This is a genomic window from Prochlorococcus sp. MIT 1342, assembly GCF_047304495.1.
GTDB lineage: Bacteria > Cyanobacteriota > Cyanobacteriia > PCC-6307 > Cyanobiaceae > Prochlorococcus > Prochlorococcus marinus_D.
This window is the reverse complement of the sequence record NZ_CP138957.1, coordinates 1,045,706-1,069,551: the sequence shown is the minus strand read 5'-3', so window position 1 is coordinate 1,069,551 and position 23,846 is coordinate 1,045,706. Positions and strand designations below refer to the sequence as shown.

The following is a 23,846-nucleotide window of genomic DNA, read 5'->3' as shown; positions in this document are numbered from 1 at the left end:
GTCTGAGAAAATGGGCAGGCATTTTGATCGTGGATCGTTTCGAGCTGTGAGCGACGTGCATCAGCTGATTAGTTTCCCGGATTTCAGTGCCAGCGATGCCCAGGTTCAGTGGCAGCGCTTTAACAATTTGCTTTGGCATCACAACGATCTTGGAATTTGGCTGGACATCAGCCGAATGCATATCAATGCAGAAGATTTTGAACGGCTAGGGCCACGCTTTGATCAGGCTTTCAAGGCCATGCAGGCTTTGGAACAGGGAGCTATCGCTAATACTGATGAACAACGGATGGTTGGCCACTACTGGCTGCGTCAGCCGCAGCTGGCGCCTGATCAAGAGGTCTGTGATCACATTGCCAAGGAAATTGACCTGATTGAGACCTTTGGCAGCAATGTGATCAATGGCTTCATCAAAGCCCCCAATGGCAAAAAGTTCACCGATGTGCTTTGGATAGGGATTGGAGGCAGTGGCCTAGGACCTTTATTAATGATTCGTGCTCTTCAGAATGCAGAGCAGGGATTGCGATTCCATTTTTTCGACAATGTGGATCCTGATGGCATGAGTCGCGTTCTTGGCAGTCTTGGAGATGCCCTGAGCACCACTTTGGTGGTCACCGTCAGCAAATCTGGTGCAACTCCTGAACCACACCTCGGCATGGAGCAGGCTCGTCAACGCCTCGCAGCGATGGGAGGTCATTGGGCTGGACAGGCCGTTGCCGTGACGATGCTCAATAGCCAGTTAGATCAGCTTGCACAGAAGGAATCCTGGCTTAAGCGTTTTGACATGTTCGATTGGGTTGGCGGTAGAACAAGCATCACGAGTGCTGTTGGCCTTTTGCCGGCAGCTTTGATTGGTTGTGATATCCGCGCTTTTCTTGCTGGTGCTGCGCAAATGGATGAGGCCACACGTGTGTCTGATCTGCACAGCAACCCAGCAGCTTTGATGGCCGCTGCTTGGTTTGTTGCAGGAGATGGGCTTGGGCGTCGTGACATGGTTGTTCTTCCATATAGAGATCGCCTTGAGGTCTTTAGTCGTTACCTGCAACAGCTGGTAATGGAGTCGCTAGGCAAGCGTCTAGATCGGGATGGCAATGTTGTTCATCAAGGCCTTGCTGTATATGGCAACAAGGGTTCAACTGATCAGCATGCTTATGTGCAGCAATTACGCGATGGTGTTGACAATTTCTTCGCCACATTTATTGAGGTGCTTGAGGATGTTGACAACATACCGGCGATCAACAATGAGCATCCAGGTGATTTTCTCGATGGCTTCCTGCAAGGCACTCGCGCAGCGCTCAGCCAGGGAGGTCGTCAGAGCCTCACTATTTCGATGCGTCGATTTGATCCTCGTCGACTCGGCGCATTAGTTGCTTTGTTTGAGAGGGCAGTTGGTTTATATGGTGAACTTGTCAATATTAATGCGTATCACCAGCCTGGAGTTGAATCAGGTAAGAAAGCAGCCGCTGCCATCCTTAACTTGCAGTCTAGAGTTGAAGACTTGCTTGCTGATGGTGTCGAACGTTCAGCTGGAGAGATCCATCAAGTGATTGGAGATGGGTCAGAAGAAGCCATCTTTTGGATCATGAGGCATCTAACTGCGAATAAGCGTGGTTATGTTGCTGAAGGTGATTGGGGAATTCCGACTTCACTCCGTTTCAGCAAAGGCTGATCGTTTCTATGGCACTAGGTTCACCAATTTGCCTGGCACAATGATGATCCGTCTAGGAGGTTGACCCTCTAACCATTTAACGGCGATGTCACTGTTTAAGGCCAATTCTTCTAATGCCGTTTTGTCTGCGTTTGCAGGAACCTGGATTGTTCCACGTACCTTCCCTTTGACTTGAATGACCAGGTCAATCGTTTCGAGTACAAGTGCGCTTGGGTCGATTACAGGCCAGGATTGTTGATGGATGCTTCCATGCCCATGAAGCTTCAGCCAGAACTCTTCTGCAAGGTGAGGAGCAAAGGGTGCCATTAATCGAACTAAAACTGAAAAAGCCTCTGCAGCCACTTCAGTACGAACCTTATCTAGTTTTCCACTCAAGGAGTTGGATAGCTTCATGAGTTCGGAGATGGCTGTATTTAATTGAATGTCACCACTTAAATCCTCAGTTATTGCTTCTATCGCCTTGTGAGTAGCTCTTCTCATGTTGATCTCTTCTTCACTGAGATCAGCTGAATCTATGATCAAGTTTGCCGAAGAGATGGAGGCATTGTCACCATCAGTCTTAGGCCATGAAAAACTATCAATCAGACGAATAAGTCGTTGCAGAAAACGAAATTGACCTTCAACATCTGCATCATCCCATTCCAGGTCTTTCTCTGGGGGCGCTTTAAAAAGTATGAACATTCTAGCGGTGTCGGCACCGTATCGATCAATTACAACGGCAGGATCAACGCCATTATATTTTGATTTAGACATCTTTTCAAACAGGACCTCTAGTCTGTCTCCAGACTCTGGGTCCCTCGGATCACTATCATCACTAACAAGTTCAGGAGAAATATAACTGCCATTTTTAGCATTGCGGTAGGTGAGCCCTTGAACCATGCCTTGAGTAAGTAATCGATTAAATGGTTCTTTGAAGCCAATCAGATTTCTATCGTGGAGTGCTTTGGTAAAAAAGCGTGCATATAGGAGATGGAGGATTGCATGTTCAATACCACCTACATATTGATCAACAGGCAACCATTTATCAACAATATCTTTATCAAATGGACGTTGACTATTGAGTGGATCAGCAAAACGTAGGTAATACCATGAAGAACACATAAAGGTGTCCATCGTGTCTGTTTCCCTGTGAGCGTTTTCACCACAAATAGGACATTTGACCTCAACCCAATCCTGTTCTTGCGCTAAGGGGGACCCTCCTTTTCCTGAAAGATCTATGTCCCTAGGAAGGGTTACAGGTAGGTCCTCTTGCGGAACAGGCACTATTCCACAGCTTGCACAGTGAATGATAGGGATCGGGCAACCCCAGTAGCGCTGACGAGAAATGAGCCAATCGCGCAAACGGTATTGCACTTTGCTTTGAGCCCAACCCTCAGAGGCTCCATGGGTTGTAATCGCAGCCTTCGCTTCCTCTGTGGAGAGACCATCAAAGACACCGGAATTTACAAGTACTCCGGCTCCGGTCCAGGCTTGTCCATCATTGTGATGCTCGTCTGTATCTGGCATCTGAACCACAATGCGTATCGGTAGTTCGTAGCTGCGAGCAAAGATGAAATCCCGCTCATCATGAGCGGGTACTCCCATAACGGCTCCTGAGCCATAGTCAGCCAATACGTAATCGGCAATCCAAACGGGTAGTGATTCGCCATTGACTGGATTGATCACCTGTGCACCGATCGGGACCCCTCGTTTTGGTTGGTCCTCAGCGGTGCGATCCTTGACGCTGAGTTGGCTTATAAGGTCACAGAATGCAGTAACGGCAATACGTTGTTCCGGACTTGTTAGGGATTCCACCAAAGGGTGCTCAGGTGCCAAAACCACATAACTTGCTCCGTGAAGTGTGTCTGGCCTTGTTGTGAAGACCGTGATGATTGAGTTGGCTGCACCAGCGACTCTGAACTTGATCTCAGCACCATGAGAGCGACCAATCCAATTGGCTTGCATCGTGCGGACACGCTCGGGCCAACCAGTCAATTCATCAAGGTCATCAATTAACGCATCGGCATAGTCGGTGATTCGCAGGAACCATTGCTTGAGTTGTCGCTGTTCCACAAGAGCGCCTGACCGCCATGAACGACCCTCGCCATCGACTTGCTCATTAGCCAGAACAGTTTTGTCGACGGGATCCCAGTTGACTGTCGCTTCCTTCTGATAAGCCAATCCACCCGCAAAAAGTTCAAGGAACAACCACTGGGTCCAGCGGTAATAGTCCTGATGGCAAGTCGCCTGTTGCCGGTCCCAGTCAATCGACAAACCCAGTCGATCAAGCTGGGCCCTCATTTGGGCAATATTTTGGTCTGTCCAATCACCTGGATCTACGTTTCTGGCGATGGCTGCATTCTCAGCTGGTAAGCCAAAGGCATCCCATCCCATTGGGTGAAGTACCGCATCACCTCGCATGCGCTGCACCCTGGCAATCACATCGGTAATCACGTAATTGCGTACGTGGCCCATGTGCAGTTTCCCTGATGGATAAGGGAACATCGATAGGGCGTAAAAGCGTTTCTGGTTAGTCTCTGCGACTGGCGTTCGATCTAATCCTTGTCGTAACCACTCCTTTTGCCAACGCGTTTCAAGCTCAATAGGGTCATATCGAGCTGAGGATTGGCTGGAGGCAGACGTTGAGGGGAAAGACTCCGTCACGTACAAGTTTCACCAACTTTCGATCGTGCCATAACAAGATGACGCTAGGGAGTTGAGTTAGCCCAGTGGACGAATTATCAATACAGCCCGACGGTTAATCAGTACAGGTTGACTCGATCCAGGCCGTTCCAGGGCAAGGAATTCCGGGTCCTGCCAAAGCAAGCGGCCTTCCAATCGGAGCCCATCAGCTAATTCAAGACTGAGAGGGATCTCGTCCCGAACCCAACTCTGAATCAGACGAATCCCTGGAAGGCTGGGATTGAGAGGGGGGGTCTCCATAGGATTGGGATCGTTACATGCTGGTTATGTTGCAGTTCAGCAAATATCAGGGACTCGGCAACGACTTCCTCCTGATTGATGGGCGTGAGGATCAGCTGACTCAACAAGTGATCAATCCTGATCCAGCCTGGGTACGAAAAATCTGTGATCGACACTTCGGCATTGGAGCTGATGGGCTGATTCTTGCTTTACCACCTAGGGCTGATGGTGATCTGAGAATGCAAATTTTCAATGCTGATGGCAGCCTGGCCGAGATGTGTGGCAATGGCATCCGTTGCTTAACACGTTTCTTAGCTGATATCGAAGGAGATTTGTGTGTTCAGCGGTGGAACATAGAAACCCTAGCAGGAATAATTTGTCCAATTTTGCAGGAAGATGGACAAATTTGCGTCGATATGGGATCTCCATTCTTAGATCCAGAATCGATACCTACCACTCTGACAATCGGTTCTGCTGGATTGCCCCAGGGCGAGTGCCACTTGGGTGGTACATCATTGCATGTTGCAGCAGTAGGAATGGGTAATCCCCACGTGATCGTGCCTGTTGAAGATCTTGAAAGTATTCCGTTTGAAAATTGGGGACAAAGACTTGAAAAACATCACGCCTTCCCAGCCAAGACAAATGTTCATTTCTTGAAGATACACAGCCCGACTCAACTTGAAATTCGCGTTTGGGAGCGTGGGTCGGGACCAACCCTGGCTTGTGGTACAGGAGCCTGTGCATCTCTTGTAGCAGCTTGTTTGCTAGGTCTTTCTGATGACCATGCAGAGGTTCTTTTACCAGGTGGTGTATTACAGATCAGTTGGCCAGGACGTAGTGGTTCTGTTTTTATGACGGGGCCCGCTGAACCTATCTTTGACGGGGTTTTAACACCTCTTCTCTCACCAAGTCATGCTGAGGTCTTGCCTCAAGATGATCAGATTATTTGAAGACATTGAATAGTCTGAAAATATTTATAGCTCTTGAATTTATAGAGACTCCTATCTTGTATAAGATAAAAAACCTGAGGTTGATTCCCTTGAAACGGTGAATGATTGTTTAACTAGTATCTTGTTAGAGAGCTTGATCGCTCCTGCTTTTGATGCATCTGGGCATCACACTCGCATCGGTCTAGGAAAGGATGGACAGTTCTAGTTCGTGCCTATCTGAAATTTATCTGGATGCTTGTGCAACGACCCCGCCTCGACCAGAGGTGATTCAACGCATCTTGGAAGTTCAGGAGAGTGCCTGGGGTAACCCGTCGAGTCTTCATGGCCCAGGCCTGATCGCTGCTGAATTACTTGAACGCAGTCGTCAGAAGATTGCCTCATGCCTAATGGCTAGCTCAACCGAGCTGGTCTTGACCTCGGGGGCTACAGAATCTATTCATTTAGGCCTTTTGGGCATGGCTCGTTCCATGCAGTCGGACCGTCTAGTGATTTCAGCGGTAGAACATCCTGCTGTTCTTGCTGCAGCTCAGGTCCTCAAGCGTGAGGGCTGGGAGGTGTGTTACTGGCCTGTTGATCCACTCGGTCGCGTCAAACTTGAGGATCTAGATCTGATGCTTGCTCCGCCAACACGATTGGTCTCAATCATCTGGGGGCAAAGTGAGGTCGGTACCATTCAACCGATTGAGACGATTGGCTTAGCTTGTAGGGAGAGGGGCATTGTTTTTCACACTGATGCCACTCAAGTTCTTAGTCAGGGACTACTGCATTGGGCTGATCTGCCAATAGACTTACTTAGCGCATCAGCACACAAGTTTCAGGGTCCTAAGGGAATTGGCTTGCTTCTATTAAGACCTGAATTGATAGATGTTTTACAACCTTTGCAGGGTGGTGGTGGCCAAGAACAGGGGCTTCGGGCTGGTACTGAATCTGTCGCCTTAGCAGCAGGCATGGCGATGGCCCTCGAACAGTTGAAACTATCCAGGTCAGGGTGCGCTGATGTTGAGCTGGCCGATCAGGTGAAAGTTCAACGAATGCGTGACGCGTTAAGAATCAACCTGCAGAATTTGCCTGGACTTCACTTCACCGGCGATCCAATCAATCGTTTGCCTCACCATATATCCATGCTTGTGGGATCAGGAGATGACCAGCCCATCTCTGGTAGAGCTGTTGTGCGAGAACTTTCACGACTTGGCGTGGCAACAAGTAGCGGTAGTGCCTGTATGGCAGGGCAACCTAAAAACAGTGCTGTCCTGCAAGCCATGCAGATCAAACCTGAGTGGCTTCAGTCAGGATTACGTTTCTCTCTGGGTTCATGGTTAGACGAAACACAGTTGGATCAGATCCCTGATCTTCTGCAGCAGGCCATGATTGCAGCAGCATCGCCAGAATGAGCCTTACTTCTAATCCTTAAATCATCCACCCCAGCCTGTGATAAAAACTCTTCCCGCTGACCTCCACGCTGCCGAGAACATGGTTTTGGAGGCTCTACAAACCTCTTTAAAGGATCAACCCCTGGGGCGGTGGGAGGTGAACTTGAAGTTTGAGGGCTTGAAATTGATGCCCGTGGCTCTACGCCTGATGCAGAATCTGCAAGAAGATGGGTTTGAGATTGTTCTTGTTTGGCCTGATATGGGTGGTGCAGCACTGGCTAAACACAATGCTCCTGAACTTGCTAATCAGATCTCTTCAATCAATGATTTGCTCGGTGACCTGAATGGAAAAGATGATGATCGTATCTTTTTGGTTGTTGCACCACAACCCAGCGATTACGAGCAGTTTGAACTCCTCTGCAACAAACATTCAGGGGCTGTTGTCATGCTGAACGGCCGTTTGGAAGATAGTGCTGTTGGAATTGGAGGCGTTGCTAGACAACGTAGACGAGGATTTTTATCTTTATGGCGTAAGGCCTATTGGCTTGAACCATTGGAGTCTGGTGCGTTGATGCGTTCGCACCCAGGCGAATGGATCTTGTTTCGTGCTGATGTTGATGGGTATCGAGAGACGACGACCTTCGACCAGCGTCCAGATGCTGAAGCCATCGACGCTGCTCTTATTGGCACTTAGTAGATCAAGCGGACATGAGGCAAACAACAGTAATCAGTTCATTGTTTGCATCGCTTGAGAGACCAATGGTTGACTTGATCAATCGGATCGGTCTCCGTATGGTGCAGCTCTGAAGAGTTTTTATGAGTCGCCAAACCCTTTTGAAACAATTCACCCATATTGATGGGATTGCCGCAATCGTGGCACTCATCGCTCTGGGGGGTGTGTTGTGGAGTCCGAAGTTAAGTCATTCATTGGCCAGGGCCACAGGCGTCATGAGGCCTGTGAAGGTTTCTGTCGATGTTCGCAACGTGCCTACAGCTGAGCCAAATGCACTGATCGAAGCTGCATTGGCCCAGGGCCGCACCAGTATCGTTATTCGCAATCAGCCTGCAGGTTCACTGAAACTTAAGGGCATCGAAGACCTCAGAAGCAAGCTCGTGGCGGTCCAACCAGACGGCTCTGTCGTCATCGCAACGGATCCCAATTTGGCTGCCAACAGTATTCTTGATGCTCGCTTCATACTTGAAGGTGACGGCACAGTCTCCAAGACGGGAGTTGTGTTAGCTGGAACAAAACTCAAAATTGGCACACCAGTTGAGCTAGAGGGATCCAGCTATCGAATCAACGGAACCGTGAGTGGTGTCAGTGTTCAATGAGGATTCTCCATGCATGTTCCAAGATCGCCAAGAGAAACCATTCTCAATTGTTGATCCGAATTCTTGGAGCTGGGGGAATCCTGATCGGTTCAAATGTGAGTGCAGCACCAACAGTTCTTTCACCACCCCCTCCAGTTGCCGTCCAGGGCTGGCCTTCCCTTCAAACTGGGCGACTCTGCCCTTCCTTGCAAAGGAGTTTCAAATCCTTACTCGGCCAAGGCTCATCGGCATGGAGCGTGAGCGTCTTAGATCGTCATGGTCAGCTCCTTGCAGACATCAACGGAACTATTGCCAAAGTTCCAGCCTCCAATCAGAAGTTGATTACAACTGCCTTTGCGCTCGATAAGCTCGGCCCTGATTTCAAGTTGCGCACCCAACTTTTACGACGCCCTAATGGGGTACTTGAAATCAGTGGTGAAGGAGATCCTGATCTAGGTATCACAGAGATACAACGCTTTGCGATGGCAGCTCTTGGTCAGGGTGGTTCGCGCACTTTTCGTTCCCATGACGATCTCCAATTACTGATCCGAGAGGAGCCTCAAAAACGCTGGTGGCCTAGTGATTGGCACCCAGCTGACCGCATTTATGCCTATGGAGCACCGATCACCCGTCTTGCACTAACAAGCAATGCCCTTGATGTGGCTGTGACCAATCCAATTGGTCGTTTACAACGCTTGCTGGAGCGCGAAATACATCGGCAGGGGGGCAGCGCTCACTTAAGTCTTGTCAACCACGACCAGGTGAAGACAAGTTCTGCCCAGTCCGTTCTTCTTCATGAGGAAGATTCCGCACCAATGCATGCCTTGGTGAGTCTTGCTAATGCGGAGAGCCATAACTTCACAGCAGAGGTGCTGCTTCGACACGCCGCAGAAAGCTGGGATGTGAGGCTTGCCTCCAGGGAGGCTATGCGCTGGATGCAACGACAAAATCTTCCTCTGACAGGACTACGCATAGCCGACGGCAGCGGGCTCTCAAGGAACAACCGAATGAGCAGCCAAACTCTGGCGACTTTGTTGATGCGAATGGGGCATCATCCTCTTGCTCCCTACTATCAAGCCTCAATGGCCATCGCCGGACAGCGTGGGACGTTGCGCAAACTGTTTAGAGGTACTTCACTAGAAGGGAAATTCTGGGGAAAAACAGGCACTCTCAATGGAGTGCGTTCTATCTCAGGAATTCTTGAGACAGAAGATGGACCACGATACGTGAGTGCAATAGCTAATGGCGCCAGCTCACCAAATAGAACAATCGGCTTGTTGTTGAAGGCTACCCAACGCTTCAGCCCGTGTTCTTCATCGCTCTCAACTTCGAAGTAGCTCTACGCCCCCGATTGATCGGCACGGCCTTGTCTGTGTGTTGGTCAGTTGAACCGCGACTGTCATGGCTGCTGATAGTTTGAATTTTCACCAGCTCTTGGCGACCAGCAATGATGACTTGAGCGATTTCTTTGAGGCGCTGCTCAAGTTCTCCAAGGGTCTGTTCGGCATAACGGTTTGCACCGTCCTGGACACCAGCAGCTTCTTGACGACTGCGCTGAATAAGTGACTCACATTGCTGGTGAGTTTGCTGCCTGAACTGAAGAGCATCGTTATGTAGCCGTTCAGCTTCGTTCTGAGCTTCCTTCTGGAGTCGTGATCCCTCTGATCTGATCTGATCTAGTTCTTGAATTGCTTGTTGAAGGTTGCGTTCGTGCTGTTCGGTCAGCTGCCTCTTGATATCTATGGCTTCACGATCCAGTTGTTGTCGACGCTCCAGGGCCTCCTGCTCAAGTTGCTGTCGACGGCTAGAGAACTGCTGCTCAAGCTGAACAAGTTTCGACTGCATCTCATGTTCCAGCTGAACAGATTGCTGCCTGGTTGCTTGTAGCAGCTGTTCGCATTGTTGGCGGCTCTGATCACGAAGCTCGGCAACCTGTTTTTCCGCTTCTTGACGAATGGAAGCTGCATTGACCAATTGCTCGCGCTGTTGATTGGCCTGGTGAACGATCTCTTCGGCTTGTTTTCGCGCAGTTGTGATGAAATCATCACGTTTTTGGAGCAACTGATCGGCCTGGTTCACTTGCCCAGGGAGTGTCTCTCGAACGGCATCAAGCACTTCGATCGCTTCCTGTTCATTCACCAGGCGAGCGCCACTAAAGGGGATACGGCTGCCTTCCAGAACTATCTCTTCGAGTTGGTCGAGCTGTTCGAGAACGGTGAACCTAGGCTCGCTCATCACAGTTTTAGTTTTAAAGCTCAATTAAATAACCTGTGGAGGTCTTGTGCCACCACCTCAGGCACCATGTGATCAATATTGCCACCAAAACGGGCGACTTCCTTCACCATAGAACTACTGAGAAAGCTGTGATGAGCAGCAGTCGCAAGGAAGATTGTCTCAAAATCAGGAGCCAGGGAGCGGTTTGTATGAGCAATTTGGAGCTCATACTCAAAATCACTCATCGCCCTAAGACCACGCAGGATCAGATCAACCTGATTGTGACGAGCACAGCTCACTGTGAGGCCTTCAAAGCAGATCACGCTTACACCCTTGCAATGTGCTGTAGCCACATGAATCTGGTTAAACCTCTGTTGCAAGGTGAATGTTGATGTTTTGGCAGGGTTGCTTAAAACCGCTACAACAACCTCGCCGAAGAGTGCGCAGCCGCGCTCAATCAAATCCAGATGACCAAGCGTTAAAGGGTCAAAGCTGCCTGGGTAAAGGGCCCTCATGATCCAATCAAACCACTTCTGGATCCTATGCAGAGAGGTGCTGCTTAGAGTTGGTAGATCTGATGAGATGCTCAATGGCACTGGATCTAGAAACGAAAAAGGTCTTGCTTCGCAAAATCCCCCATGGTCTTTTTATTTGTGGAGTCCGCGAAGGTGACGAAATCAACGGCTTTACGGCAAGTTGGGTGACCCAAGGATCGTTCGAACCTCCCCTTGTTGTTATGGCAGTTCGATCAGAGGGAAGCAGTCATGGAATCATTGAGCGAACGAAGCATTTCTCGCTCAATGTGCTTCGGGCTGATCAGAAAGAACTTGCGGCAGTTTTCTTCAAGCCTCAGTCGGCGATGGGAGGGCGCTTTGAGTCAGCCCCCTTTCGTTATGGCGAATTGGGTCTACCCCTACTAGAGGATGCTATTGGAGGGGTTGAGTGTGAACTTGTGGGCCAGGTCGTCCATGGTGATCACACTGTGTTCGTCGGAGAAGTGAAATCAGCCCATCTAAATCAGGATGGGGATGCGCTTAACCTCGCTTCAACGGGTTGGTCATACGGCGGTTGAAAATAATTTGAGCAACGCTTCTCAGCGCACCATCCTTCTAAAGGATGAAAATAGACTTGAGCAAAGGCTTAAGGAGATTCCAGCTGAACCTGGTTGTTATCTCATGCGTGATGTAGAAGACAGGTTGTTATATGTGGGAAAATCAAAATGTTTACGAAATCGAGTCAGAAGTTATTTCCGAAATAGCAGTGACCATGGGCCGCGTATTCGATTGATGGTGCGACAAATTGCTGAGATTGAATTTATCGTTACTGATAGCGAGGCTGAATCCTTAGTCCTGGAATCTAACCTGATCAAAAATCAACAACCACATTTCAATGTGTTGTTAAAAGATGACAAGAAATATCCATATCTTTGCATAACATGGAGTGAGGAATATCCACGTATCTTTATCACAAGAGGGCGACGTTTCCGAAATAAGAATGATCGCTTCTATGGTCCATATGTAGATGTAGGACTATTACGTAGAACCTTATTTCTAGTCAAACGTTCGTTCCCGCTGAGACAACGACCACGGCCACTGCACCAGGATCGCACCTGCCTTAACTATTCAATTGGACGTTGCCCTGGCGTATGCCAGCAGAAGATCACACCACAGGATTATCATCAAGTTCTTCGCAAAGTTGCGATGGTCTTTCAGGGCAGGAATCAAGAGCTTAAGGTTTTGCTTGAGAAGCAAATGGAACGCTATTCAGATCGAATGGACTATGAGTCAGCCGCTAATATAAGGGATCAGATTAAAGGGTTAGAACAACTTACAGAAGGACAGAAGATGAGCTTGCCAGATTCAAGCGTAAGCCGAGATGTACTAGCCATTGCAAGTGATCATAGGGTTGCTGCAGTTCAGCTTTTTCAGATGCGTGCAGGTAAACTTGTTAATCGTCTTGGCTTTACTGCTGATGCAGTCGATCAAACTCTTGGAAGTGTACTCCAACGAGTTATCGAAGAACATTATAGTCAAGTAGATGCTGTAGAGGTGCCGCCAGAAGTTCTTGTTCAATACTCATTACCTCAGCAAGAATTGCTAGTTGATTGGCTCAGTGAGCACCGAGGTCGGCGTGTTCAAATCAGTTGTCCTCAACGCCAAGCGAAAGCAGAGTTGATAGAACTTGTTGAACGCAATGCAGTATTTGAACTATCGCGTGCGAAGAGTGGTCAGCAGCAACAGGAATTGGCAACAGAGGATCTTGCCCAGTTGCTTGAACTCACGAAACAACCAAGAAGAATCGAAGGATATGATATTAGTCATATCCAAGGAAGTGATGCTGTTGCATCACAGGTTGTATTTATCGATGGGCTTCCCGCTAAACAGCATTACCGAAAGTATAAAATTAAAAGTAGCAGTATCAAATCTGGCCATAGCGATGACTTCATGGCGATGGCTGAGATTATGCGCCGTCGCTTTCGTCGTTGGGCAAGGGTGAAGCAAGAAGGATCAAATTTTGAAAACCTGCAGCGCTGCAGTGGCAGTACCTTGCAGACAGATGGTCTCAATGATTGGCCTGATGTGGTGATGATTGATGGCGGTAAGGGGCAGCTTTCATCAGCCATGGAAGCATTACGAGAGCTTGACCTTCATGAGGATCTCGTCGTTTGTTCATTGGCTAAGAAGCATGAACAGATCTTTGTACCTGGACAAAGCAAACCATTGGATTCTGATCCTGATCAGTTGGGTGTTGTCCTTTTAAGGCGGCTTCGCGATGAAGCACATCGCTTTGCAGTGAATTATCACCGCCAACAAAGAGGGGTAAGAATGAACCGATCGCGGCTTACAGACATCCCTGGACTTGGCCCTAGGCGTGTCCGTGACCTTCTTGCCCACTTTCAATCCATTGATGCTATTCAGTTGGCTAGCGTCCAGCAAATCAGTCAGGCACCAGGGCTTGGACCAGCACTTGCCTTACAGGTTTGGACCTATTTCCACCCTGAAGCCGATATGGCTTTCGAGGAGGTTGCCTGATCAAGACAGATCACTTTTTTTAACTCTCACTACTAGTTCATCTCAGCAGATTGCTAATTGTTATCCATGACTTTTCCGCCCGAGGCATACCTGTGGTTTAAAACCCTCCACATTGTTGGGGTTGTGGTTTGGTTCGCCGGCCTTTTTTATCTTGTGCGCTTGTTTATCTATCACGTGGAAGCCGCTGACTTGGAACCAACTGTCAAAAAAGCATTTGAAGAGCAATACACGCTGATGGAGCGTCGATTGGCAAATATCATCACCACTCCAGGGATGATTCTTGCCGTTTCCATGGCTGTTGGATTGCTAATCACCCAACCGAGTTGGCTTAATCAAGCTTGGATGCAAGCAAAGCTTGCTTTGGTGGCTGGGCTAATCGCTTACCACATTTTCTGTTATCGGCTGATGGGTCAGTTGAATCGCGGGGAATGCAGCTGGAGCGGCCGTCAGCTTCGTGCCCTAAATGAACTTCCAACTTTATTCTTAGTATTAGTAGTGATGCTGGTTGTCTTCAAAAACCAGTTTCCAACAGGTGCAGCTACTTGGTTGATCGTTGGCCTTGTACTGTTTATGGCTGCTTCAATTCAGTTTTATGCACGATGGAGACGATTAAGACTTAGTCGACAATTGGAAAGCCCGTTAAATAATGGCTAATGTTTCTCATCCTCTAAGTGAAATCCTCTTGGGTGTTAGTTCTGAGAGTTGTCCAAATATTATGAATTTTCACTGTCATACTATTTTCAGTGATGGCAGCCTTGAGCCTGAGCTTTTAATTGCCCAAGCAAGCCAAAGAGGTTTGCAACATATAGCAATCACTGATCACCACAGCACTCAGGCCCATCATCCTATGACGGAATGGCTTGCTAGGCGAAGTGATCAAGGATTACCAGTTCCAAGACTTTGGAGTGGTTTAGAAATCAGTTGCTTGTTGAAAGGTTGTCTTGTCCATGTCCTGGCTCTTGGCTTTGAGGTTGGGCATCGTGCTCTTCATACCTATTGCCAAAACAACTCTGCAACCGGGGGATCATTACAAGCTAAAGCTGTAAAAGAGGCGATTCATGAGGCCGGAGGATTGGCAGTATTAGCCCATCCAGCTCGATACCGCTTGCGGCATGAACTTCTTATAGATGCAGCCGCTGAACTTGGCTTCGATGCTGGTGAGGCATGGTATGACTATGACTTTAAGACTAATTGGCATCCAACACCATTCATATGTGAAGCAATCGATGATCAGTTGCAGGGTCTTGGGCTAATGCGTACATGTGGCACTGATACTCATGGATTTGACCTCAGCGGACGCTAAATCGCATCTAGCTCATTAACATGACTATAGTTTTCAGATTATGCTTAGAAATATTGATCGATCAATGCTCTTGTTACATGTTTGGGATAACAACTTGTAATAAATAGAATCCCTGAAATATGATTACAAATAAGGCAACAATTAGGTTTTACTTGATGGCATTAGCTTGGTATTAATAACCCCAGCCAACATCAAAAGATAATTCAGGGCCTTTATTAAAAATAAATCTCAATAGTTAGTCGATGGCATCAAAAGATAGGCTTTTATTTTCCAATGGACGCCTGGCCTTGCTTTTAAATCTTTTAGTTACATGATGAGTTTCTTAACCCTTTTCAGCTGGATGCATTACTTATCCAGAGCTTGAAAAAAATATGGCCTTAGCAGTGAGCCGACTAGCGAGGAAAAAATAAAGCTGCAAGGTATTTACTCATCAATTTATCCCTTGACAAATTGTTCTCACTGCTATAAATAATGACCCTTAAAGTTAGAAACGTTAAGCTGGATTCGCGTCGAATACAATTGCTAGAGAATAAATCAGTATGATTATTATTATTCAGGGAATCATTTTACAGGCAAAAAGTCATCTGGCTTTGATTCAATCTGAGCCTCACTGGTATAAACAAGTTGTTTGAGTATTGCTATCTTTTCGAGCGATGCTGACTCCCACATGCCACGGTTTGCGGCTTCCAATAAGCGTTCGGCCATATCTCTAAGAACCCATGGATTATTGTCATGGAGGAAACGTTGAATATCTTTTTCTTCTAGCCATTGCTCACATAGAGCGCTATAACACCAATCTGGAATACGATCAGTCGTTGCATCATAAGCGAAAAGATAATCCAAACTTGCGCCCATTTCAAAAGCTCCCTTGTATCCATGTTGTTTCATACCATCGATCCAACGTGGATTCAACAATCGGCTACGTACAACTTTGTCGATTTCCCGTTCAAGTCGACTTAGCCTTGGACGCTCCCGTCGAGAATGATCTCCGAACCAAAGTTCAGGACGTTGACCTGAGATCACTTCCACAGCAGTTGCTAATCCACCGTGAAATTGGTAGTAATCATCTGAATCGAGGAGATCATGCTCGCGATTGTCTTGGTTGTGAAGCACGACCTGCACATCCTGCAAGCTGCGCTCAAGACCCTCTCGATCAAGGCTTGGATTAGATGCACCGTCATATCGCCATTGGCTCCAGCTCAAATAGGCCTCACCAAGATCGGAACGATCCTCCCAAGAGCCAGAGTCAATTAATGCTTGAAGCCCCGCGCCATATGCCCCTGGAGCAGAGCCATAAATTCTGCCTTGGGGTCCGTGCTTGCGCGTGGTTGCTGCCAATGGATTAAATTTTTCATCTTCTTTTAGATTTGAGATGAGTTTTTGAGCCTGATGCACCCAACTCACAAGTTGGGGAAAAGCGTCACGAAAGAGACCTGAGATCCTTAGGACCACGTCAACCCTTGGACGTCCAAGAAGGCTTAAGGGGATCACCTCTAGATCAATCATTCGCCTACTGGGACCATCCCAAACAGGTCGAACACCGATCAATGCCAGCAGTTGCGCAATGTCCTCGCCGCCATTTCGCATGGTTGCTGTTCCCCATACAGAAAGAGCAAGATGAGTTAGTGGCTCACCATGCTCAAGTAGATGTAAGTCCAACAGCTGTTCAGCACTTCGCTGCCCCAGGTCCCAAGCTGCTTCTGTAGGTAGTCCACGCAGATCCACTGAATAAAAATTTCGGCCAGTAGGAAGAACTTCCGGGCGGCCACGAGTTGGTGCTCCAGAAGGGCCACTTGCTATACGGCGTCCAGAAACAGCTTTGAGGAGTGCTTCATATTCTTTCCTCGGACTAGTGATAAGGCGAGGCCAGAGATCATGTTCGATTCGTGAAATTAGGGGGTCACTTTTAGCAGACTTGAGCCAATCTCGTAGTGGCTTTACAAGTAAGTTTTCATCATTGCCCTTCCTCTTTTCAATCTGCTTTTTGCCTAGAAGAACATTTAAAACCATCAAAGCTTGTTCTTCTATCCAGGCCACTGCATCGCCTTTTCTTCGAGCCTTGTCAAGGCCAAAGCTGATTAAAACTTTACTGTCATGGTTAGAAAGCAACTCACCTTCTTCATCACACCAGGGATCACAGTTCAATTCGAGGCGCCTTGCGATGGCTTGTGTTAGTCCTGGCTGATCCGAAGAAGGTGACCGTGCTATTGCTAGAAGAAGTTCAATGGCACTCTTATCAGATGGTGCTTGACCAAACCGATGCAACCCTGTGCGAATTTGAGACTCCTTAAGTTCACAAAGATAGGCCTCAGCTTGTTCAAAACTTGTGATCAGCAGATCACGGTAACTTTCTGATTTATCGAAGACTTCGGGAAGCCCAGGAAAATTATTTAAGCGCAAAAGATCCAACAATTCTTCCTCTAGTTTGTGTACTCGTTTCGCACCCAGCTGTGTAGCCTCGACATATTCATCCAACAAGGACTCAATCCTAAGTAAATCTCCATGAAGCCCGGCTCGACCAAGGGGTGGGGTGAGGTGATCAATGATCACAGCGGCTCCACGACGTTTGGCTTGAGATCCCTCTCCAGGGTCATTAACAATGAAGGGATAAGCATGTGGTACTGCTCCAAGAGCAAGATTTGGATAGCAGGATTGACTAAGACCGACACCTTTACCTGGCAACCATTCGGCACTTCCATGTTTCCCAACGTGAATCAACAGATTGGTTGCATGTACCTCTCGCATCCAAAGATATTGAGCAAGATATCGATGAGGTGGTGGTAGATCAGGTGAATGAAGGTCAGCAATTTCATTGCTGTCGTAGCCACGACTCGGCTGAATCAATACCACGACCTGGCCAAAAAGCATGCCATGAATAGCAAAACCATCGGCTTCGAGATCCTCAGCTTGTTCAGGTAACCCCCAACGTTTAATAATCGGCTCACATGCTTCTAATGGTAAGGTTTTCCACCACTTCAAATACTGTGAAAGTGAGAGATATGACAGTGGTTGTCGGTTTTGACTTTCTGGATCATTGGTACGCGATCTGAGTAGATATTTCATCAACTCCTGGCCATCGGCAGGAATCGGATTGCAACCGAGGTCATGTCCGCTCTCTTGTAACCATCCCAAAATGGACGCTGTGCTTGCAGGAGTATCCAGCCCTACTCCATTAGCCAGTCGCCCATCACGGACGGGGTAATTGGCCAGAACAAGGCTGATGCGTCGTTGGTTTGGCTGAGATTGTTGAAGCTTGATCCACGCCTTTACATGACTGACCGCCCATGCCAGTCCTTCATCATCAGGCTCCATGACCTGTACAGCTGTTGCGAGTGAGGCATTCGCCTGCACAGTTGAACGAAAAGCACCAGGCCGAGAAGTGATCCGCCCATCTAGTTCTGGCAGAACGACTTGCAATGAAAGATCTAGAGGGTCTAACCCTCTACTGCTGTTGATCCATTCCTTGCGGGTGCGACCGCTGCTGAGTACTTGCACAACCGGTACATCCAAGGCCTCCCATAGATCTGAACCAAGCCCAGCTTCTTGAAACTGCACTGATGCAAACGAGGTGGTCGTCATCACTGCAGCGACGTTCTGTTGCTTAAGCAGGTGTTTTACGCCTTGCTGAACGGCAGGATCTCTAAGGCTGCTGACCCAGAGAGCACGCGGGACTAACCCTTGTGCACGAAGTTGCGTATTAAGGGCTTTTGGAAAGGCAAGATCTCCAGCCTGAGAAAGGGCGCGATACAGCACAACTCCCACCTTGGGCCCATCTTCATGTCGCCAATCCCAAGGTGAAGGGTCAACCATCGCCTTCAACACGATCTGATCAAGATCGATGGGAGTTCCTACGAGAAGTTGCTCAATGACTCGAAGAAACATCACCATGTTGTCCACACCACCTTCACGCATCAGCTCTGCGAGCCGATCAGCCAATGGGATGGGGTGGCTTCCGAGGGAATGAAGCTCAACATCCAAATCTGTAGTGCCAGAAAGAATCAGCAATTGACGAGGCGAGGCTCGTTGTTGCCAAATCCCAAGTTGTTCAAGCCCGTAGCTCCAGTGACCCCGACCACCAAGAAGGCGAACAACGATGAGCTGGGCTTTAGCTGCCGTCGTAGCGAGATAGTGATCAACCTGAGCTGGATGGGAAAGAGCGGCGAGAGGCAGCGCGCGAATACGACCCTTCCATGCCTGCTGTGATGGAAATTCAAGAACAGAGGCAAGAGTAGAAATATCTGTTCTCGCACTTGTCAGTAGAAGGATTTGTGCCTGTGGTTGTTCAACGAGGATCATTTCCTCGGCTGGTCCTTCACCTGGCAGGCTTGCTAAACGATGCATTGGCTCATTCTTTGATGGAAAATGCCACGTATGAGACGAGGTAATGAGAAGATTTGGCCATTAGGGCCCTATCCAAGTAATGCATCAGTTCCTGCCTTATGCCTGGTTCCAGGGAGCTTGTGTTCCATTCGAAGAGGCCAAGATTTCTGTTGCCACACATGCTTTGCACTACGGCACAGGCGCTTTCGGAGGCATGCGTGCCATACCTGATCCCCTAAACAGCAACACCATGTTGCTCTTTAGGGCAGACCGTCATGCCAAAAGACTCAGTCAAAGTGCTCGATTGTTGCTGACGGAACTCAGCGAGACAAGAATTCTCTCAGCGCTTGAAGCAATGTTGCAGGCGAATCGACCAACCACTCCCATTTATCTACGACCTTTCGTCTACACGAGTGATCTAGGCATTGCGCCTCGACTCCACAATATTGAAACTGACTTCCTTATCTATGGTCTAGAACTTGGCGACTACCTATCTCCAGAAGGCGTGAGCTGCCGGATCAGTAGCTTTACGCGCCAAGAGGATCGCTCACTGCCGCTACGAGGCAAGATCAGTGGTGCTTACATCACAAGCTCTCTCGCGAAAACGGAAGCGGTCTTAAGTGGATTCGATGAAGCATTGTTGCTCAATAGCAGAGGCAAGATCAGTGAAGCAAGTGGCATGAACCTATTCCTGGTCAGGGATGGTCAGTTGATTACCCCCGGTGTTGATCAAGACATTTTGGAAGGGATCACGCGATCCAGTGTCCTTGAACTGGCACGGGCGATGGGCTTATCTGTGATTGAACGCCCTGTGGACAAAACGGAACTATTTATTGCTGATGAGGTGTTCCTTACCGGAACAGCTGCAAAAATCACGCCAATACGTCAGATTGAATCAACCATATTGGCTACAGAACGACCGATTATGAATGCTCTTCGAGACCGTCTAATCGAGATAACTCAAGGACGTGATAAGGATTATGAGCACTGGATAACACGTATTTGTATGACTAATGACTGATTCTTGAGAAGAGCAACCGATCTATCAGTAAGGGGCTATCTAGGATCGCATCAAAGCATGAGAGACAGGATGACAGCAGGACCATTGGATATCACCAGACCAGAATCAGCTTTTTTGGCACGCCTCCACTCGTCAGAACGTCCAGTTCTTGTATTTGATGGTGCCACGGGTACATCCCTGCAAAAACAGAATCTCAGTGCTGATGATTTTGGTGGTGCATTACTAGAAGGATGTAATGAGAATCTTGTCGTTACTCGACCAGACGCAGTGAAGGAGGTGCATCGCCAATTCCTTGAATCAGGTTGCGATGTCATTGAGACAAATTCCTTTGGTGCTGCTTCCATTGTTCTTGCGGAATATGGATTAGAAGGCCAGGCCTTTGAACTGAATAGACAAGCTGCACGGTTAGCAAAATCAATGGCAGTTCAATACAGCACAAAAGATCAACCTCGTTTTGTCGCAGGATCCATCGGACCAACAACAAAGTTGCCCACACTTGGACACATCGCATTTGACACGATGCGTGACTCCTTCCAAGAACAAGCAGAGGGACTATTAGCAGGAGACGTTGACCTTTTTATTGTTGAGACTTGCCAGGACGTCCTACAAATCAAGGCCGCTTTGCAAGGAATAGAATCTGCATTCTTAAAAGCTAATGAACGTCGCCCTATCATGGTTTCAGTGACAATGGAAACCACAGGAACGATGCTTTTGGGGTCAGACATCGCTTCTGTTGTGACAATTCTAGAACCATTCCCTATTGATATTCTTGGTCTTAATTGTGCTACTGGTCCTGAACAAATGAAGGAACATATACGCTATCTGTCAGAACACTCACCTTTTACAATTAGTTGCATCCCCAATGCAGGTCTACCAGAAAATATTGGCGGGGTTGCTCATTACAGATTAAAGCCACTGGAACTAAAAATGCAACTCATGCATTTTGTTGAGGATCTTGGTGTTCAAGTCATAGGGGGATGCTGCGGTACAACTCCAGAACACACTTCTGCATTAGCAGAACTTGCAAAAGAGATGCGTGCTGCTCAAAGGCCATGTCGACAAGGTGAAAACGAACAGCAACGCCAACTCTTCGGGTATGAACCATCAGCTGCTTCAATTTATGGAATTACTCCCTATCACCAAGACAATTCATTTTTGATCATTGGTGAACGTCTAAATGCAAGTGGTTCAAAGAAAGTTAGAGAGCTATTGAATAGTGAAGACTGGGATGGTCTTGTTGGTCTTGCACGAGGGCAGCTTAAAGAGAATTCTCATGTTCTTGATGTTAATGTCGACTACGTTGGGCGTGATGGTGAGAAAGATATGAATCAACTTGTTAGCCGACTCGTAACTAACATTAATCTTCCATTGATGCTCGATTCAACAGAATGGCAGAAAATGGAGGCAGGGCTAAAGGTTGCAGGTGGTAAATGTATACTTAATTCCACAAACTACGAGGATGGAGAGGAACGTTTCTTCAAGGTTTTAGATCTAGCGAAAAAATATGGTGCTGGATTAGTCATTGGCACAATCGATGAGAATGGTATGGCAAGAACAGCGATGCAAAAGGTCGCGATTGCAAAACGAGCTTATCGTGATGCAACTGAATATGGCATACCTGCTCATGAAATATTCTATGATCCACTTGCTCTGCCAATTTCAACTGGTATCGAAGAGGATAGGCGAAATGGCCTTGAGACAATAGAAGCAATACGAGTTATTCGTGATGAGCTAGAGGCAGTACATGTTGTTCTAGGTGTCTCTAATGTAAGCTTCGGATTATCTCCAGCTGCCAGAATTACTCTCAACTCGGTATTTCTTCATGACTGTACTGATGCTGGAATGGATGCAGCTATAGTTTCACCTGCAAAAATTCTACCTCTCAATAAAGTAAGTGATGAACAACAAAAGATATGTCGTGACTTAATAAATGACCATAGACGTTTTGAAAATGAGATCTGTACCTACGATCCTTTAACAGAGCTAACGAGTCTATTTGAGGGGGTTAGCACTAAGGAAGCGCGTGCTTCAGGGCCTTCATTGGCTGATTTGCCTGTTGAAGATCGACTCAAGCAACACATTATTGATGGAGAGAGAATTGGCCTGAATGAAGCCCTCGATGAAGGTTTGGAATCTTACAAGCCTCTACAACTTGTCAATACATTTCTTCTGGATGGAATGAAGGTTGTTGGAGAGCTTTTCGGTTCAGGAAAAATGCAACTTCCTTTTGTTCTTCAATCGGCTCAAACGATGAAGGCAGCCGTTGCTTACCTTGAACCGTATATGGAAAAATCAGCAGGAGATAAATCATCTAAAGCAAAATTCCTAATTGCTACAGTAAAAGGCGATGTACATGATATTGGCAAGAATCTAGTTGATATTATTTTAACAAATAATGGCTATGAGGTGATTAACTTAGGGATTAAACAGGACGCGGCTTCAATTATAAATGCTCAAATGACACACCAGGCAGATTGTATTGCTATGAGTGGACTACTGGTAAAATCAACAGCATTCATGAAGAGTAATCTTCAGGAATTTAATGATTCTGGTATTACCGTTCCAGTGATATTAGGTGGTGCAGCTCTGACCCCTAGATTTGTAAACCACGATTGCAGCGAAGTCTATAAAGGGAAGCTAATTTATGGCAAGGATGCATTTACAGATCTAAGGTTTATGGACGCCTATGTCAAGGCACTTTCTAATGATCGTTGGGATGATTGTAGAGGGTTTCTTGACGGCACTCCTGATGGGTTGACACTAGGAGGACAATCTACTGAACCTGATTCACCTCACTCAAACAATGACGAAGATCCTCAAGAGGAAAACCAAAAGAACATCCAAGATATTAATTTAGTAGTTAATACTAATCGTTCTGAAAAAGTCCACCAAGAAGACGCAGTTACTCCTCCATTCCTTGGTTCAAAACATCTGAAATTAGACGCAATTCCTCTTGACGAGATCATTCTATATCTAGACCGAAACGCTTTATTTTCAGGGCAATGGCAAATACGCAAGAGAAAGGATCAATCTCGCGAGCAATATGATCAGTATATTAATGATGAAATAGAACCAATATTGCAGCATTGGCTCCATAGAATTCGTAACGAGTCACTTTTACATCCTGGACTCGCATATGGATATTTCCCATGTGGTCGGAAAGATAATGATCTTTTAGTTTTCAATAATGAAGACCATAGTCTGCTTGGCAAGTTTAATCTTCCACGCCAAAAAGGTGGTAATAGATATTGTATTGCTGATTTCTATAGAGACCTTGAAGGCGGCTTGCCTAAGGATATTTTACCTATGCAAGCAGTAACAATGGGTGAGAATGCGAGTATTTTTGCGCAGAAGTTATTTGAATCAGATGCATATACTGACTATCTCTTTTTTCATGGACTTGCAGTTCAACTGGCTGAGGCTCTCGCCGAATGGACGCATTCTCGAATACGTTGTGAGTGTGGATTTAAATCAGATGAGCCTAAAACTTTGCAAGATGTACTTGCACAGCGCTACAGAGGTAGTCGCTTTTCATTCGGCTACCCTGCCTGCCCAAACGTTGGCGATTCTCGCCAACAATTGAAGTGGTTAAAAGCCGACTTAATCGGTTTGACAATGGATCCAAATGATCAACTACACCCTGAGCAGAGCACAACGGCTCTGGTTACTCTTCACAGTAAGGCTAGATATTTCAGTGCCTAAATTGCAAAGCCTTTATTCAGCGATTTGAAAAAAGAATTTTGCTTTTCAATTTCACG

17 protein-coding genes are annotated in these 23,846 nt (G+C 47.3%); 12 read left to right on the top strand and 5 right to left on the bottom strand.

What is annotated here, in order from left to right:
• The first annotated feature begins 67 nt into the window (after positions 1-67).
• The gene (locus SIB79_RS05570) at positions 68-1,666 is read left to right on the top strand and encodes a glucose-6-phosphate isomerase (RefSeq protein ID WP_063404129.1); all 1,599 of its coding nucleotides are present in this window, start codon (positions 68-70) and stop codon (positions 1,664-1,666) included.
• Between the two features lie 6 nt (positions 1,667-1,672).
• Here the strand turns inward: SIB79_RS05570 and leuS are convergent, their stop codons facing one another.
• Positions 1,673-4,309, bottom strand: a complete 2,637-nt coding sequence (leuS, locus tag SIB79_RS05565) for a leucine--tRNA ligase (RefSeq protein WP_063403973.1) — start codon at positions 4,307-4,309, stop codon at positions 1,673-1,675.
• A gap of 57 nt (positions 4,310-4,366) precedes the next feature.
• Positions 4,367-4,588 (bottom strand): Hfq-related RNA-binding protein, encoded by a 222-nt coding sequence (locus SIB79_RS05560; protein WP_063403974.1) that lies wholly within the window; start codon positions 4,586-4,588, stop codon positions 4,367-4,369.
• 26 nt (positions 4,589-4,614) lie between these two features.
• Here SIB79_RS05560 and dapF point away from each other — a divergent pair, with 26 nt between their 5' ends.
• The 5 genes from dapF (at position 4,615) to SIB79_RS05535 (ending at position 9,535) form a co-directional block, all read left to right on the top strand.
• Complete coding sequence (gene dapF / locus SIB79_RS05555) at positions 4,615-5,517, top strand: diaminopimelate epimerase (RefSeq protein ID WP_413681161.1); 903 nt, start codon at positions 4,615-4,617, stop codon at positions 5,515-5,517.
• 191 nt (positions 5,518-5,708) lie between these two features.
• Positions 5,709-6,908 (top strand): cysteine desulfurase family protein, encoded by a 1,200-nt coding sequence (locus SIB79_RS05550; RefSeq protein WP_063403976.1) that lies wholly within the window; start codon positions 5,709-5,711, stop codon positions 6,906-6,908.
• Between the two features lie 37 nt (positions 6,909-6,945).
• Complete coding sequence (locus SIB79_RS05545; protein ID WP_074161346.1) at positions 6,946-7,581, top strand: DUF1995 family protein; 636 nt, start codon at positions 6,946-6,948, stop codon at positions 7,579-7,581.
• A gap of 122 nt (positions 7,582-7,703) precedes the next feature.
• Positions 7,704-8,219, top strand: a complete 516-nt coding sequence (locus SIB79_RS05540) for a DUF4330 domain-containing protein (protein WP_063403978.1) — start codon at positions 7,704-7,706, stop codon at positions 8,217-8,219.
• Positions 8,216-9,535 (top strand): D-alanyl-D-alanine carboxypeptidase/D-alanyl-D-alanine-endopeptidase, encoded by a 1,320-nt coding sequence (locus SIB79_RS05535; protein ID WP_063403979.1) that lies wholly within the window; start codon positions 8,216-8,218, stop codon positions 9,533-9,535. The genes SIB79_RS05540 and SIB79_RS05535 overlap by 4 nt, the downstream gene beginning before the upstream one ends.
• On the opposite strand, the gene SIB79_RS05530 is transcribed toward SIB79_RS05535, so the two are convergent.
• Both SIB79_RS05530 and coaD read right to left on the bottom strand, forming a co-directional pair.
• On the bottom strand, positions 9,498-10,433 hold the full coding sequence (locus SIB79_RS05530) for a hypothetical protein (protein ID WP_063403980.1): 936 nt from the start codon (positions 10,431-10,433) through the stop codon (positions 9,498-9,500). The two genes, SIB79_RS05535 and SIB79_RS05530, sit on opposite strands and share 38 nt — an antisense overlap.
• A gap of 20 nt (positions 10,434-10,453) precedes the next feature.
• Positions 10,454-10,927, bottom strand: coding sequence for a pantetheine-phosphate adenylyltransferase (gene coaD, locus SIB79_RS05525; protein ID WP_011130100.1), 474 nt, complete (start codon positions 10,925-10,927; stop codon positions 10,454-10,456).
• A gap of 74 nt (positions 10,928-11,001) precedes the next feature.
• On the opposite strand from coaD, the gene SIB79_RS05520 reads away from it, so the two are divergent.
• The 4 genes from SIB79_RS05520 (at position 11,002) to SIB79_RS05505 (ending at position 14,747) form a co-directional block, all read left to right on the top strand.
• Positions 11,002-11,484 (top strand): flavin reductase family protein, encoded by a 483-nt coding sequence (locus tag SIB79_RS05520; protein ID WP_063403981.1) that lies wholly within the window; start codon positions 11,002-11,004, stop codon positions 11,482-11,484.
• The gene (gene uvrC, locus SIB79_RS05515; protein ID WP_063404130.1) at positions 11,441-13,444 is read left to right on the top strand and encodes an excinuclease ABC subunit UvrC; all 2,004 of its coding nucleotides are present in this window, start codon (positions 11,441-11,443) and stop codon (positions 13,442-13,444) included. Before SIB79_RS05520 ends, uvrC begins: the two co-directional genes overlap by 44 nt.
• A gap of 66 nt (positions 13,445-13,510) precedes the next feature.
• Positions 13,511-14,098, top strand: coding sequence for a protoporphyrinogen oxidase HemJ (hemJ, locus tag SIB79_RS05510; RefSeq protein ID WP_011130103.1), 588 nt, complete (start codon positions 13,511-13,513; stop codon positions 14,096-14,098).
• Positions 14,091-14,747 (top strand): PHP domain-containing protein, encoded by a 657-nt coding sequence (locus tag SIB79_RS05505; RefSeq protein ID WP_063403982.1) that lies wholly within the window; start codon positions 14,091-14,093, stop codon positions 14,745-14,747. Before hemJ ends, SIB79_RS05505 begins: the two co-directional genes overlap by 8 nt.
• A 561-nt stretch (positions 14,748-15,308) precedes the next feature.
• Here SIB79_RS05505 and cobN read toward each other — a convergent pair.
• Positions 15,309-19,088 (bottom strand): cobaltochelatase subunit CobN, encoded by a 3,780-nt coding sequence (cobN, locus tag SIB79_RS05500; protein ID WP_063403983.1) that lies wholly within the window; start codon positions 19,086-19,088, stop codon positions 15,309-15,311.
• Between the two features lie 79 nt (positions 19,089-19,167).
• Here cobN and SIB79_RS05495 point away from each other — a divergent pair, with 79 nt between their 5' ends.
• Both SIB79_RS05495 and metH read left to right on the top strand, forming a co-directional pair.
• Positions 19,168-20,088, top strand: a complete 921-nt coding sequence (locus SIB79_RS05495) for a branched-chain amino acid transaminase (protein ID WP_063403984.1) — start codon at positions 19,168-19,170, stop codon at positions 20,086-20,088.
• A 57-nt stretch (positions 20,089-20,145) separates the two neighbouring features.
• Positions 20,146-23,790: a methionine synthase gene (metH, locus tag SIB79_RS05490; RefSeq protein WP_063403985.1), complete on the top strand. Its 3,645-nt coding sequence runs from the start codon at positions 20,146-20,148 to the stop codon at positions 23,788-23,790.
• Positions 23,791-23,846 lie beyond the last annotated feature (56 nt).